The 13,713-nt window shown below is 64.3% G+C and carries 11 protein-coding genes; 7 read left to right on the top strand and 4 right to left on the bottom strand.

What is annotated here, in order from left to right; genetic code table 11:
- The first annotated feature begins 153 nt into the window (after positions 1-153).
- From OKC30_RS15630 to OKC30_RS15620, 3 genes are read left to right on the top strand one after another with little or no spacing between them, the layout of a single operon-like run.
- Positions 154-1,119 carry a tripartite tricarboxylate transporter substrate binding protein gene (locus OKC30_RS15630; protein WP_160838858.1) on the top strand — a complete coding sequence of 322 codons (966 nt, stop codon included), beginning with the start codon at positions 154-156 and terminating at the stop codon, positions 1,117-1,119.
- A gap of 57 nt (positions 1,120-1,176) precedes the next feature.
- Positions 1,177-1,638 carry a tripartite tricarboxylate transporter TctB family protein gene (locus tag OKC30_RS15625; RefSeq protein WP_114523133.1) on the top strand — a complete coding sequence of 154 codons (462 nt, stop codon included), beginning with the start codon at positions 1,177-1,179 and terminating at the stop codon, positions 1,636-1,638.
- A 9-nt stretch (positions 1,639-1,647) separates the two neighbouring features.
- Positions 1,648-3,177, top strand: a complete 1,530-nt coding sequence (locus tag OKC30_RS15620; protein WP_103261919.1) for a tripartite tricarboxylate transporter permease — start codon at positions 1,648-1,650, stop codon at positions 3,175-3,177.
- Between the two features lie 137 nt (positions 3,178-3,314).
- Here the strand turns inward: OKC30_RS15620 and OKC30_RS15615 are convergent, their stop codons facing one another.
- From OKC30_RS15615 to OKC30_RS15600, 4 genes are all read right to left on the bottom strand, one after another.
- Positions 3,315-3,980, bottom strand: a complete 666-nt coding sequence (locus tag OKC30_RS15615) for a response regulator (RefSeq protein WP_010674918.1) — start codon at positions 3,978-3,980, stop codon at positions 3,315-3,317.
- A complete protein-coding gene (locus tag OKC30_RS15610; RefSeq protein ID WP_270670360.1) occupies positions 3,981-5,564 on the bottom strand; it encodes an ATP-binding protein in 1,584 nt (527 codons plus the stop codon).
- A complete protein-coding gene (locus OKC30_RS15605) occupies positions 5,561-6,772 on the bottom strand; it encodes an ROK family transcriptional regulator (protein WP_029314606.1) in 1,212 nt (403 codons plus the stop codon). Before OKC30_RS15605 ends, OKC30_RS15610 begins: the two co-directional genes overlap by 4 nt.
- Before the next feature lie 104 nt (positions 6,773-6,876).
- Complete coding sequence (locus OKC30_RS15600; protein WP_270670359.1) at positions 6,877-8,544, bottom strand: methyl-accepting chemotaxis protein; 1,668 nt, start codon at positions 8,542-8,544, stop codon at positions 6,877-6,879.
- A 128-nt stretch (positions 8,545-8,672) separates the two neighbouring features.
- Between OKC30_RS15600 and OKC30_RS15595 the strand changes: the two genes are divergently transcribed.
- The 4 genes from OKC30_RS15595 (at position 8,673) to glpC (ending at position 13,553) form a co-directional block, all read left to right on the top strand.
- Complete coding sequence (locus OKC30_RS15595) at positions 8,673-9,128, top strand: YchJ family protein (RefSeq protein ID WP_080989954.1); 456 nt, start codon at positions 8,673-8,675, stop codon at positions 9,126-9,128.
- Positions 9,129-9,349: 221 nt separating this feature from the next.
- Complete coding sequence (gene glpA / locus OKC30_RS15590; protein ID WP_069785654.1) at positions 9,350-11,029, top strand: anaerobic glycerol-3-phosphate dehydrogenase subunit A; 1,680 nt, start codon at positions 9,350-9,352, stop codon at positions 11,027-11,029.
- On the top strand, positions 11,019-12,299 hold the full coding sequence (gene glpB, locus OKC30_RS15585; protein WP_160838854.1) for a glycerol-3-phosphate dehydrogenase subunit GlpB: 1,281 nt from the start codon (positions 11,019-11,021) through the stop codon (positions 12,297-12,299). Before glpA ends, glpB begins: the two co-directional genes overlap by 11 nt.
- Positions 12,300-12,350: 51 nt before the next feature.
- The gene (gene glpC, locus OKC30_RS15580; protein WP_052815435.1) at positions 12,351-13,553 is read left to right on the top strand and encodes an anaerobic glycerol-3-phosphate dehydrogenase subunit GlpC; all 1,203 of its coding nucleotides are present in this window, start codon (positions 12,351-12,353) and stop codon (positions 13,551-13,553) included.
- Positions 13,554-13,713: the final 160 nt, after the last annotated feature.

Here is a 13,713-nt window from a genome sequence, read left to right as displayed (position 1 = left end):
AGCAGCGAAAATCGATACAGAACAGGACCTTAGAAGGAATTTCAAATGAAGTGTTTTCTTAAGGTCCTGTATATGAATAGCCATTACGGTCAGATTGTTTTCCAGTCAGACATGATTAATTAACCTTCTTGCAACAATCACAAGGAGAGCACCATGTTGCAAGCAACCTTCAAGCGTACCCTGATCGGTAGTCTGCTCGCACTGAGCGTCGGCGCCCACGCCCAGATCAACGAAGTCCACTTCCTGATCCCGGGCGGCGCTGGCGGCGGCTGGGATACCACGGCCCGCGGCACCGGTGAAGTGCTGGCCAAGTCCGGTCTGGTCAAGACCGTCTCCTACCAGAACATGTCCACCGGTGGCGGCGCCAAGGCCATCGCCCACCTCATCGAGACCTCGGCCCAGTCCGACAAGACTCTGATGGTCAACTCCACCCCCATCATCGTCAAATCCCTCTCCAAGGAGCTGCCCCAGTCCTTCCGTGATCTGACGCCGGTGGCCGCCATCATCGCCGACTACCAGGCGCTGGCGGTGAAGGCGGACTCCCCCTATCAGAACTGGGCCCAGCTGCTGGCCGCCTACGAGGAGAACCCGGCCAAGGTGAAGATTGCCGGGGGTTCCGCCCGTGGCAGCCTGGATCACCTGGTCGCCGCCCTGACCTTCAAGAATGCCGGCGCCGACGCCAGCAAACTGCGCTACGTCGCCTACGATGCCGGCGGCAGCGCCATGGCCGCCGTGCTGGCCGGAGAGACCCAGGCCATCTCCACCGGCTTTGGCGAGGCGATGGAAGCGGTCAAGTCAGGCCAGATGCGGATCCTCGGGGTCACTTCCGACAAACGCCTGCCGGGGGCGGAGCAGATCCCCACCTTCAGCGAGCAGAACAACCCCACCGTCTTCGCCAACTGGCGCGGTTACTTCGCCTCCCCCACCATCAGCCCGGAGAAATCCGCCGAGTTTGCCGCCCTGCTCAAGCAGATGTACGACAAGCCGGAGTGGGAAGTGGTCCGCAGCCGCAACAGCTGGACCAACCTCTACCAGTCCGGTCCCGAGTTCACCGCCTTCCTTGACGGCCAGGAGCAGCAGATCGGCGGCCTGATGCGCGAGCTCGGCTTCATCAAATAACCCTCGCTGTCCCATCGCAGGCGGGCGCAGGCCCGCCGCTCATGTTGGAGTCAAAAGATGAACATTACCAAGGAGCGACTGGGGGGCCTGCTGTTTCTGCTGCTCTCCCTCGCCTATGGCTACTACGCCACCGAGATACCGGGCTACCCCGGCGACGAATACGAACCCTTCACCGCCAGCACCCTGCCCTATGCCCTGGCCGGGCTCGGGGCGCTGCTCTCCCTGCTGCTGGTGCTCTTCCCCGGGGGCGAGCCCCTGCGCCGGGAAGAGGGGGACTGGCGCCGGGTCTTCATCCTGCTCGGGCTCATGGTCATCTACGGACTGGGGCTCACCTGGTTTGGCTTCGTGCTCTCGACCATCGCCTTCCTGAGCGTGGGCATCCGGGTGCTCGGTGAGCCCAGCCTGCGCTACGGCCTGATGATCAGCGTCCCCTTCTCCATCGGCTTCTGGGCCCTGCTCACCAAGGGGCTCAACGTCTATCTGGAGCCGGGTCGCCTGTTCACCCTGCTCGGTTTCTAAGGAGTCACCATGTTAGACGGAATCTTGCAAGGACTCGGCACCGCACTGCTGCCGGTCAACCTGATGATGGTGGTGCTTGGCTGCTTCATCGGCACCTTTATCGGCATGTTGCCGGGCCTTGGCCCGGTCACTGCCATCGCCCTGATGATCCCCATCACCTATGGCCTGGATCCGGCCTCCGGCATCATCTTGATGGCGGGGGTCTATTACGGCGCCATCTTCGGGGGCTCCACCTCCTCCATCCTGATCAACGCCCCCGGCTGCTCCGCCACCGTGGTCACCGCCTTCGACGGCTATCCCCTGGCCTGCAAGGGACAGGCGGGCAAGGCGCTGGCCATCGCCGCCTACGCCTCCTTCACCGGCGGCACCCTCTCCGCCATTATGCTGATGGTGGCGGCGCCCCTGCTCGCCAAGGTCTCCCTCTCCTTCCAGTCGGCGGATTACTTCGCCCTCATGGTGCTGGGCCTCTCCGCCGTGGCGGCCTTTGCCGGCAAGGGGCAGGTGCTCAAGGCGCTGATCATGGCGCTGTTCGGCATCATGATCTCCACCATCGGCATCGACCGCAGTGTCGGAGTAGACAGGTTTACCTTCGGCCTGCCGGACCTGCGTGACGGCTTCTCCTTCCTGCTGCTGGCCATGGCCACCTTTGCCCTCGCGGAGATCCTGATGGCGGTGCTGCGCCCCGGCAAGGACAGCAGCGAGGAAGAGGCCAGGCAGATGCAGCAGCTCGGCAGCCTCAAGCTGAGCAAGGAAGAGGTCAGGGAGATCGCGCCTCCCATCGCCCGCTCCTCGGTGCTGGGCTTTCTCATCGGCGTGTTGCCGGGAGCCGGCGCCACCATCGCCGCCTTCATGGCCTATGGCGCCGAGCGCAACATCGCCGGCAAGCAGCGCCAGGAGCAGTTCGGCAAGGGCAGCCTGCGCGGTCTGGCCGCCCCGGAAGCGGCCAACAACGCCGCCTCCACCGGCTCCTTCGTGCCCCTGCTGACCCTGGGGATCCCGGGCTCCGGCACCACGGCCCTCATCCTGGGCGCCCTGGTGGCCTACGGCATCCAGCCGGGCCCGCGTCTATTCATGGAGCATCCGGACGTCTTCTGGTCGGTGATCATCTCCATGTATCTGGGCAACGTGGTGCTGTTGATCCTGAACCTCCCCCTCATCCCCTACCTGGCCCGGGTACTGGCGGTGCCGCGCCCCGTGCTCATCCCCATGGTGCTGCTGTTCTCCCTGACCGGGGTCTATCTGGTCTCCTTCAACACCATGGACATCCATGTGATGGCCATCGTTGCACTGATCGCCATCGGCCTGCGCCTGCTCACCTTCCCCATGGCCCCCATGCTGCTCGGCTTCATCCTGGGGGGCATGCTGGAGGACAACCTGCGCCGGGCCCTGGTGATCAACGACGGCAGCCTGAGCTTCCTGTGGGAGCGCCCCATCACCCTCGCCTTCACGGTGATCACCCTGACCATGTTGCTGCTGCCCGTCTGGCAGTGGTGGCAGGCTCGCCGGGCCCCCAAGGGGGAGCCTGCCACCAGCCACTGAATCGATGAGCCTCTGCCACCTCTGAACCCTGACCATCACGCGCAGAGACCTTGATGCCCACGGGAAGCAAACCCTGATAAAAAGAGCGCCGAAAGGCGCTCTTTTCTTGTCTGGACAACAGGTTCCGGGCGATCGGATCACGGCTTGCGGTAACGCCGCTCCGGCCGCCCGACGGTGCCATATTCGAGCTCGGGGCTCGCCAGTTGCTGCCCCACCAGAAATTCCAGATAGCGGCGTGCCGTGGTCCGGCTCACCCCTATACGGCTGCCTATCTCCTCGGCACTGGCGGCCTCCGGAGTCAGGGCCGTCAGCACCCGCTGCAGGGTGAGAGCATCGATGCCCTTGGGCAGTCCCTCTGCCGCCACCTGCTGCAACGGCGTACCGAACAGGGTGTCCACCGCCTGCTGATCGATGTCGGCCAACGCCGCCAGGGCGGCGATGCTCTGACGGTACTTCTCCAGGGTGTCGCGCAGGCGCTCGAACACCACGGGCTTCAAGATGAAATCCACCACCCCGAGGCGCATCGCCTCCTGCAGGGCAGCGGCTTCCCGCGCCGCGGTGAGCAGGATCACATCCAGACTCGCCCCCGCCTGGCGCAGCTCTCTCAATAGCGAGAACCCCTCTCCATCGGGCAGCCAGACATCCAGCAGCACCAGATCGGGCCGGAGGATCCCTATCTGCTCCCTGGCATCGAACAGGGTCAACGCCACCCCCAGCACCTCAAAACCGGCGAGGCGCTGCACGAAGCGGCGGTGGATCTCGGCAATGGCGGGATCATCCTCGACGATCAGGATCTTGATCACTCACACCTCCTTGGGAATGTAACAGACGACGCAACTTCCCTGCGTCGTGGCTTCGATGGTGATCTCCCCCTGCAGGGCATCCAGGGTCTTGCGCACCAGGGAGAGCCCGATACCGTTTCCTGGCTCGGGCTTGCTGCTGACCCCCTGTTCGAACAACCTGTCCGCCAACTGCGGGTCGATACCGCCAGCCCCATCCTCCACCTCCAGCACCAGATCCTGCCCCAGATCGCTCAGGGAAACCCGGATGGGCTGATAGGGCGCACCGTGGCGGCGGGTCGCCTCGAAGGCGTTGTCGATGAGGTTGCCCAGCACCGTTACCAGCTGGGAACCGCTGACACGGGCAGGAATATCGTGCAGACGGGCATCGGGATCGATCACGAGCTCAAGACCGAGCTCGTGGGCCCTGTGGTATTTGCCGAGCAGCAACCCCGCCACCTTGGGTTTGGCGATGGCCCCCATCAGGAAGCCGAGCAGGGTCTGCTCGGTGGCCGCCTCCCGCCCGATGAAGGCGAGCGCCTCCCGGGTAGCACCGAGCTCAATGAGGCCGGCGATGGTCCCGAGCTGGTTGTTGTGCTCGTGGGTCTGCACCCGCAGCAGATCGCTGTAGGCCTGCACCTGGGAGAGCTGGGCGCTGAGTTCCGCCAGCTCGTCCTTGCGGCGAAAACTCGACACGGCGCCGATCAGCTTGCCCTCGCGCACCAGCGGCAAGCGGTTGACGATGAGGGACTGGCCGTTGAGCACTATCTCCTCGTCAAACTGGGGGGTCTGCTCTTGCAGGATGGAGAGCATGCGACTGCCCGGCAGCAGGTGACCAATGGGCTGGCCGATGGCGCTCCTGGCGGTGGTGTCGTCCAGGCGCAGCAGCTTGATGCCGTTGGGGTTCAGGGAGGTGAGGCGCCCTTGCTCGTCGATGGTGAGGATCCCCTCGCGCACCGTGCGCAGGGTACAGTCGAGCTCCGCATAGAGTCGCCCCATCTGCTCGGGTTCAAAGCCGAATATCGCCTTCTTGTAGCGCCGGGCCAGCCAGGCGGCTGCGACACTGTTGAGTACCACAATGAGCAATGTCATGGCCAGGCCAAAGCGCAAATAGCCCTGCAGATCCGCATCGATGTCCCGCACCAGATAGCCGACCGACACCACCCCGATGATCTTGCCCATCTCGTCCCGGATGGGCCCCTTGCCGCGCACCGAGACCCCAAGGGACCCTTGGGCCCTGGAGATATAGGCTTCTCCCTGCAGGGCACGCTCGGGATCATCCCCCACCATGGCTTTGCCAATCCGGTCCGCATTGGGGTGCACCAGGCGGCGTGCCTGCCTGTCCCCGATGACGATGTAGCTGGCCCCGACCTCGGCGCGGATCCGCTCCACCAGGGCATTGAGGCGGACCGTATCCGCCCGCTTCACCCCGGCGATGACGCCGGACTCCCGCGCCACCAGCCGTGCCACATCCAGGGCCTGATCCCCCACCTCACGGTAGCGCTGCTCGGCGACATAGTAGTAGCTGGCCCCGCTCAGCAACACCAGTTGCAACAGACTGACCAGACAGAGAATGAGCAGGAAGCGTCCTTGCAACCCGAGCCTCATGCCTCCTTGTCGCCTCGCAACAAGTCGAGCAGCAGACTGCCATCGCGCAGGGCCTTGTGCACCTGCACCGAGGTGGGTTTGGTGGGATCTTCGTAGAAGTGGGTGGATTCAATCTGCAGGCGCACCAGGTACTCGGCGGGCAACTGGCTTGCCAGGGACTGGTGCAACATGGGGAAGAGCAGTCGATCGGCCCGGGTGATCTCCCCCCCGAGCAGCAGCTTGCCCGGGTTGAGCAGGCAGATGAGGTTCGCCAGTACCCGGGAGAGGCGGCCTGCTGCCTGGTGCAGGATGTCCTGACACAGGCTGTTGCCGGCCAGCGCCAACTCGCACAGCTCGCGGATGGTGACGCTTTCGGGCAGATCGAACTCCTGCATCCGTTCACGCAGCTCCCGATATTGCGCCTCCAGCGCCTGATTGGTCACGAGGGTGCAGGCGCAGCCGAAGCCACCGCAGTAGCAGCGCTGGCCATAGGGTTCGAGCTGCAGGTGGCTGAGATCCCCGAGCAGAGCCGACTCGCTCTCGATGAGCTGGCCATTGACCACCATGCCGACCCCGATGTCGTTGTGCACGAACACCAGCACCGCATCCGAGCAGTTCCTGGCGGCGCCCCACTCCCGCTCGGCCTGGATCCAGGTGCGCACGTCGCCGCTCACCAGCACGGGTACCGAGAAGGCTTCCTGCAGGGTGGGACCGAGGGGCCAGTTGCGCAGATCGTAATAGGGAAAATGCTTGACCATGCCGGAGTGGCGCTCCACCTGGCCGGGCAGGCAGAGGGCGATGCAGGCCAGACGCAGCGCCTTCTTGGGCAAAAAGCCCTCGATGGCCCGCACCAGGCTGGCCAGCAGCTCGGCACGCTCCGCCTCGTTGAAGACATGGCGATGGCGTGCCAGGGAGTGACCCGCGAGATCGAACAGGGCCATGTCCACATAGCCGCGCCCCAGGCGCATGGAGAGAAACTGGAAGCGGCGCTCGTTGATGCGCAGCAGGGTCTGGCGACGGCCACGCCCCACCGAGCTCTCGCCGCAGGTGACCACCAGGCCGCCGTCCAGCAGCTCGCGGGTGATCTTGGTGATGCTGGCCGGCGACAGGCCGGTCAGACGGGACAGATCGGTACGGGACAGCTCCTTGTGCTCCTCCAGGCTGGCATAGACCAGGCCGTAGTTGAGCTGACGGATCAAATCGATACTGCCTTTCACGATCTCATTCATAGGGTTGGGGCTAACGAAAGGAACGAATGGCGCGATTTTCACACATTCTGCGCCGATCCCCAAATTTGCCGTCTGGAAATCCTGTCCAGACGGCAAAAATGTGATTAGTAACGGAAGCGGGAGACGAGTTGGCGCAATTTGTCACCCGTGCCTGCCAGGGCGCGGGTGGTGGTGCTGGACTCCCCGGACGCCTCGGTCAGCTCGCTGACGATCTGCTGGATGGCCACCAGGTTCTTGTTGATCTCCTCGGAGACCGCGTGCTGCTCCTCGGCGGCCGTGGCGATCTGGATGTTCATGTCGTTGATGGTGCCGACCGCCGCCACCATGCTGTCCAGGGAGCTGGCGATGTGGCTCGCCTCCTGCACCGTCTCCTGGCTGCGTGCCTCGCTGGCCTGCATCACCTCCACCGCCTGTTTCACTCCGCCCTGCAGGCGCTGGAGCATCTCGTTGATCTCTTTGGTGCTCTGCTGGGTACGGCCCGCGAGGGATCGCACCTCGTCCGCCACCACCGCAAAGCCGCGCCCCTGCTCGCCCGCCCGGGCCGCCTCGATGGCGGCGTTGAGGGCCAGCAGGTTGGTCTGATCGGCGATGCCGCGAATGACCTCCACCACGGAGCCTATCTTGCCGGTCTCGTGGGCGAGCTGCTCGATGACCCCGGCCGCCACATGCACTTCGTCCACCAGCCGGTTGATGCTGCCGATGGCGCTGTTCACCACCCCCCGGGCCGCATCGGACTCGCGGGCCGCATCGCTGGTGGCGCTGGCGGCGTTGGAAGCGCTCGCCGCCACCTCCTGGGCGGTGGAGCTCATCTCGGTCACCGCGGTCACCACCTGATCCGTCTCCTTGCCATGGCCCTGCATCTGCCTGTCCGCATGCTCGCTCAGGCTATGCAGCCGATCCACGGCCCCCAGCAACTGGTGGCTGGTCTCCCCCACCTGGCTCACCACCGACTGGATCCGCTCGACGAAGCGGTTGAAGGCGGCGGCCAGCTGCCCCACCTCGTCCTTGCTCTGCACCTTGAGGCACTGGGTCAGATCCCCGTCCCCGTCGGCGATGTCATTGAGTGCGGCAACCGCATCCGCCAGCGGGCGGGTGACCCGGTTGCCGATCACCACGGTGGCCGCCAGGGTCACCCCCAGGATCACCAGGATGAACAGCACCCCGGTTTTCAGGGAGCCATACATGGTCTCCTCCCGCTCGCTGCGCAGGGTGGCCAGCTCATTGTCGATGTCGTCGATGTAGAAGCCCGTGCCCACGACCCACTGATACTTGTCGAGCACCAGATTGAAGGAGAGCTTGGGGGCATCCCGCCCGATAGAGGGCTTGTTGGTCCAGTACTCCGAGAAGCCATCTCCTTCCCGCGCCGACTTGATGATCCCCTGAATGAGGAAGGCACCCTTGGTATCCTTGTCCTGCCAGCGGTTCTTCCCCTCCATCTCGGGCCGGGTCGGCAGCAGCACGGTATTGCCCTGATAGTCGTAGACGAAGAAGTAGCCGTCGCTGCCATAGCGCAGCGGCCGCAATATCTCCTTCACCTGCTGGCGCACTTCGGGGCTGTCAGGCTTGCCGTAGCTGCCCTCGATGGCCGTCTTGGCCAGCATCAGATAACTGCTGAGCAGCGCCTTGCGCTCCTTGATTGCCCTCTCCCGCGCCACCACCAGATCCGATTCCAGATCGCTCCTGGCCACCAGGTAGTTGCTGAGATTGACCACCAGGGCCATCAGCAGCACGGGGATGGCCCCCAGTAACAGGATCTTCTGCTTAAGTGTCATTGTGTCACCCTTTGTGCTGTGTTCATTGCTGCATGATGTCTGCCTAAACGGCATGGGAAGCTGGCCGAAAGGGAAGTGCGTTCGCTACAATCCCGCCACCTTTAATTATCGACCAGATGAGCTGACTCATGAACCTATGTCCTTGCGGTTCCTCTCTTTTTCTTGCCAAGTGCTGCGGTGTACTCCACGCAGGTCAGCCCGCCGCCACCCCGGAGCAGCTGATGCGATCCCGCTACAGCGCCTTCGTGCTGGGATTGGGAGAATATCTGGTACACAGCTGGCACCCGGACTATCTGAACGGGCTGACCGCGGCCGACCTCTCATCGACCGACACCCGCTGGGATGGCCTCGAGATCCTCACCAGCCAGGGCGGCCCCGATGACACCCTCGGCATGGTGGAATTCAAGGCCTGGTTCCTGGAAGGGGACGAACGTCACTGCCTCCATGAGCGATCCCGCTTCGTGCGCCATCAGGGGCGCTGGGTCTACACCGACGGCGAGCAGGATCCGGCGCCGCTGCGGGTGGGGCGAAACGACCCCTGCCCCTGTGGCAGCGGCAAGAAGTTCAAGAAGTGCTGCGGCTGAGGTTTCCCCCACGCCGCCCTCTGGCCAGCCCCCGGGCTGGCCTTCTCCCCTCCCGTCATGCTTTCCCCTGCCCGCCTCGACGGTGACGTGAGGTTCATCACATTTCGCTCATCGCCTCACACTTAATGAGCGTTTACGAACATTAATTTGGCCCATATCAAACATTTTACGTCGTGAAGGCGCCACACTGGCCTTATCTGGAAGAGATGAGACGGGCAAGAATGAAAAGAATCACCACACAAGTCGTCATCATAGGGGGTGGCGCCACCGGCGCCGGCATCATGCGCGATTGCGCACTGCGCGGCATCGACTGCATCCTGCTTGAGCGGGACGACATCGCCGCCGGCACCACGGGCCGCAACCATGGCCTGCTTCACTCCGGCGCCCGCTACGCGGTGACGGATCAGGAGTCCGCCCGCGAGTGCATTCAGGAGAACCGCATCCTCAAGCGGATCGCCAGCCACTGCGTCGAGGACACCGGCGGCCTCTTCATCACCCTGCCGGAAGATGACATCCATTTTCAAAATACCTTCATGGACGCCTGCGCCCTGGCGGGCATCGACGCCCGCCAGCTGGATCCCGCCGAGGCGCTACGCCTTGAACCCAACGTCAACCCGGCGCTGATCGGCGCCATTCAGGTGCCGGACGGCACGGTCGACCCCTTCCGTCTGGCTGCCGCCAACGTGCTGGATGCCAAGGAGCACGGCGCCCGCATCTTCACCCACAGCAAGGTGCTGGGGCTGCTGCGCACCCAAGACAGAGTGCACGGGGTCAAGGCGATCAACACCCGCACCGGCGAAGCGTTCGAGGTGGAGTGCCAGGAGGTGATCAACGCCGCCGGCATCTGGGGCCAGCAGATCTGCGAGTACGCCGATCTCGGCATCCGCATGTTCCCGGCCAAGGGCTCCCTGCTCATCATGGATTACCGCATCAACCAGCTGGTGCTCAACCGCGCCCGCAAACCGGCGGACGCGGACATCCTGGTGCCGGGCGATACCATCTCCCTCATCGGCACCACCTCGAGTCGCATCGATTACCACAAGATTGACCAGCTCACCGTCGAGCCTGAAGAGGTGGAAGTGCTGCTGCGCGAAGGGATAAAACTGGCCCCCATCATGGCCCGCACCCGATTGCTGCGCGCCTATGCCGGGGTTCGCCCGCTGGTGGCGGTGGATGGCGACGAGTCCGGCCGCAACATCAGCCGTGGCATAGTGCTGCTGGATCACGCCGAGCGCGACGGGCTCAAGGGCTTCAACACCATCACCGGCGGCAAGCTGATGACCTACCGGCTGATGGCAGAATGGGCCACCGACTTGCTTGCCAAGAAGCTTGGCAACAGCAAACCGTGCCGCACCGCTGAACTGAGCCTGCCCGGCTCGCGGGATCCGGAGAAGGTCTCCGCCCCCGGTCTCTCGGTCCCGGCTGAAGGCTCGGCCCAGTACCGTCACGGCGAGCGGGTCATCGCCTTTTTCCGCGACAATCCCAAGGCCAACGCCCTCATCTGCGAATGCGAGATGGTGACCGCAGGTGAAATCGAATACGCCCTGCGCGAGCTGGATGTGGACAACCTGGTGGATCTGCGCCGCCGCACTCGTCTGGGCATGGGACCCTGTCAGGGGGAGCTGTGCGCCTATCGCGCCGCCGGCCTGATGCAGGAGTACGGCAAGGCCGACGGCCGCCAGGCTTGCGTCATGCTGCGCCAGTTCCTGGAGGAGCGCTACAAGGGCACCCGCCCCGTGCTGTGGGGCGATGCCCTGCGCGAAGCCGAATTTACCTACTGGATCTACGAGGGGCTGTTCGGCCTTGGCGAGTGGACGGCCCCCCACCTGGTGGCCGAGCCCCCCTTCCCGCAAGACGCCAGCACCGCCAATCCCACCAAGGAGCGCAGCCATGAAATTTGACAGCATCGCTATCGGCGGCGGCATGGCGGGCCTCTCCGCGGCCCTGCGCCTGGCCGAGGCCGGCCAGAAGACCCTGCTGATGGCCTCCGGCCAGAGCGCCCTGCACTTCTCCTCCGGCTCGGTGGATCTGCTGGAGAGCGAGGGAGATCCCCGCGCCGCCCTGCCCGCCTTTATGGCCGCCAACCCCGAGCATCCCTACAGCAAGGTGGGGCTGGCCCATATCGCGGCGAGCCTCGATGATCTGCAACGCCACTGCGCCGCCCAGGGCTTGCCGCTGTTTCGCCAGGAGCGCAACCACCAGCGGCTGACCCCCATCGGCACCCTCAAAGCCACCTGGCTCTCCCCCGACACCTGCGCCTGCGTGACCGATGCACCGGCCCCCGACGCCATCCTGCTGGCCACCCTGGAGGGATTTCGCGACTTTCACCCCGAGCTCGCGGCAGCGAATCTCGCGACCCACGCGCGCTTCGCCCACTGCCGCATCCTGACCGGGGAAATTCGGCTGCCCCAGCTGGCCGAGTTCAGCCGCAATCCCCACGAGTTTCGCTCCGCCGACATCGCCCGCCTGTTTGACAAGCAGGGCAATGGCCAGCATGACCTGCTGACGGATCTAGCCCGCGAGATCAGCCGCATGGTGCAGGAGAGCGGTGAGCCGCGCTGCCGCCACCTGGTGCTGCCCGCCTGCCTGTCGCTGGGGCTGGTCGGCCCGCGCCTGACGGAGCTGGAGCAGCGCACCGGCTGCATCATCAAGGAGGTTGCCACCATGCCGCCGTCGCTTATTGGCATGCGGATGCAGGAGGCCCTCAAGCGCCGCTTCATGGCCCTTGGCGGCACCTTCCTCACCAGCGAGCGGGTGCTGGGCGCCCGTTACGACGGCGATCGGGTCATCGGCGTGCACAGCCAGAATGGCGACGATCAACTCTTTGAAGCGGATAACTTTGTACTCGCCTCCGGCAGCTTCTTCAGCCGCGGGCTGGAGTCGCGCCTGCGCGGCATTCGTGAGCCCATCTTCAACGCCGACGTGCTGAGCCTGCCCGAGCGCGACGCCTGGGCCGGCCGCCGCCTGTTCGACTACCACCCCTTCATGGGTTTCGGGGTCAAGACCGACGACAAGCTCAGAGTGCTGCGTGGCGGCAAACCGCTCGTCAACCTCTACGGCGCCGGTAGCGTGCTGGCGCACTATGACCCCATAAAAGAAGGGTCAGGCTCAGGCGTGGCCGTTGCCACCGGCTGGCAGGCTGCCGGTCATATTTTGAGTTCAGCCCAATGACGATTTTGTCCCATATCCCGTGCCTTCACACCCAACGGGAGGAGAACTGACATGCTACTGGATCATGCCAACCAAACCTTCGATCAGTGCATCAAATGCACCGTCTGTACCGCCTACTGCCCGGTGGCCAAGGCCAACCCGGCCTACCCAGGCCCCAAGCAGGCGGGCCCGGATGGGGAGCGGCTGCGCATCAAGAGCCCGGAGCTCTTTGACAGCGCCCTCAAGTACTGCACCAACTGCAAGCGCTGCGAAGTGGCCTGCCCGAGCGGGGTGCGCATCGGCGACATCATCGCCAAGGCCAAACACCAGTACAGCGGCTTCAAACCGGGGATCCGCGAGTTCGTGCTCTCCCACACCGACCTGATGGGCAGCATGTCCACCCTGATGGCCCCGGTGGTCAACTTCACCACCGGCCTCAAGCCGATGAAGCTGGTGCTGGACAAGGCGCTGGGGGTCTCCTCCCACCGCGACCTGCCCAAATACTCCCAGGGCACCTTCCGCGGCTGGTACAAAAAGCAGAAAGCGAGTCAGGCCCGCTTTACGCGCCAAATTGCCTACTTCCACGGCTGCTACGTCAACTACAACCACCCGCAACTTGGCAAGGAGCTGGTGCAGGTGCTCAACGCCATGAACATCGGCGTCCAGCTGCTGGAGCGGGAGAAGTGCTGCGGCGTGCCGCTGATTGCCAACGGCTTCATGGACAAGGCCAAGCAGCAGGCGGCCTTCAACATCCAGCAGCTGGAGAACACCCTGCTCGGCAACGAGATGCCGCTACTAGCCACCTCCTCCACCTGCGGCTTCACCCTGCGCGACGAATACCCCCACCTGCTGGAGCAGGACAACCACAAGGTGCGCGATCGCATCTCGCTGGTGACCCGCTTCCTGTGGAACGAGTTCTACCAGGGCAACAAGCCGGCGATGAAGCCGCTCAATCTGCACATCGCCTACCACACCCCCTGCCACATGGAGAAGATGGGGGGGGTCATCTATACCCTGGAGCTGCTGCGCGCCATCCCAGGGGTCAAGGTGACGGTGCTGGACTCCCAGTGCTGCGGCATCGCCGGTACCTACGGCTTCAAGTCGGAGAACTACCAGACCAGCCAGGCCATCGGCGAGGGGCTGTTTGATCAGATAAACCGGCTCAAGCCCGATCTGGTCATCACCGACTGCGAAACCTGCAAATGGCAGATCGAGATGAGCACAGCGTTCCGCTGCGAACACCCCATCCACCTGCTGGCCCAGGCCCTGGCTTGATCCCCTTGCCACGCTAGGCCAGACGGCCCGCTCGGCAAAGAGGCCGACAAGCAAACACCAGATGGAAAAAGAGCCGGCAAGCGCCGCAATGCTGATCAGTTAAGGATCCATTGACCGATCCTTCTGCTGTAGGACAATCCGGAACCAATCACTGGTTCCG

Source organism: Aeromonas sp. QDB18, assembly GCF_027705325.1.
GTDB lineage: Bacteria > Pseudomonadota > Gammaproteobacteria > Enterobacterales > Aeromonadaceae > Aeromonas > Aeromonas caviae.
Note: the sequence above shows the minus strand (reverse complement) of the source record. Positions and strands in the feature narration are given on the sequence as shown.

Bases quoted from the DNA above. Each gene is read 5' to 3' on its own strand.
- OKC30_RS15620 (WP_103261919.1), top strand. From the start codon at position 1,648: ATGTTAGACGGAATCTTGCAAGGACTCGGCACCGCACTGCTGCCGGTC.
- glpB (WP_160838854.1), top strand. From the start codon at position 11,019: ATGAAATTTGACAGCATCGCTATCGGCGGCGGCATGGCGGGCCTCTCC.
- OKC30_RS15630 (WP_160838858.1), top strand. From the start codon at position 154: ATGTTGCAAGCAACCTTCAAGCGTACCCTGATCGGTAGTCTGCTCGCA.
- OKC30_RS15595 (WP_080989954.1), top strand. From the start codon at position 8,673: ATGAACCTATGTCCTTGCGGTTCCTCTCTTTTTCTTGCCAAGTGCTGC.
- glpA (WP_069785654.1), top strand. From the start codon at position 9,350: ATGAAAAGAATCACCACACAAGTCGTCATCATAGGGGGTGGCGCCACC.
- glpC (WP_052815435.1), top strand. From the start codon at position 12,351: ATGCTACTGGATCATGCCAACCAAACCTTCGATCAGTGCATCAAATGC.
- OKC30_RS15600 (WP_270670359.1), bottom strand. From the start codon at position 8,544: ATGACACTTAAGCAGAAGATCCTGTTACTGGGGGCCATCCCCGTGCTG.
- OKC30_RS15610 (WP_270670360.1), bottom strand. From the start codon at position 5,564: ATGAGGCTCGGGTTGCAAGGACGCTTCCTGCTCATTCTCTGTCTGGTC.
- OKC30_RS15625 (WP_114523133.1), top strand. From the start codon at position 1,177: ATGAACATTACCAAGGAGCGACTGGGGGGCCTGCTGTTTCTGCTGCTC.
- OKC30_RS15605 (WP_029314606.1), bottom strand. From the start codon at position 6,772: ATGAATGAGATCGTGAAAGGCAGTATCGATTTGATCCGTCAGCTCAAC.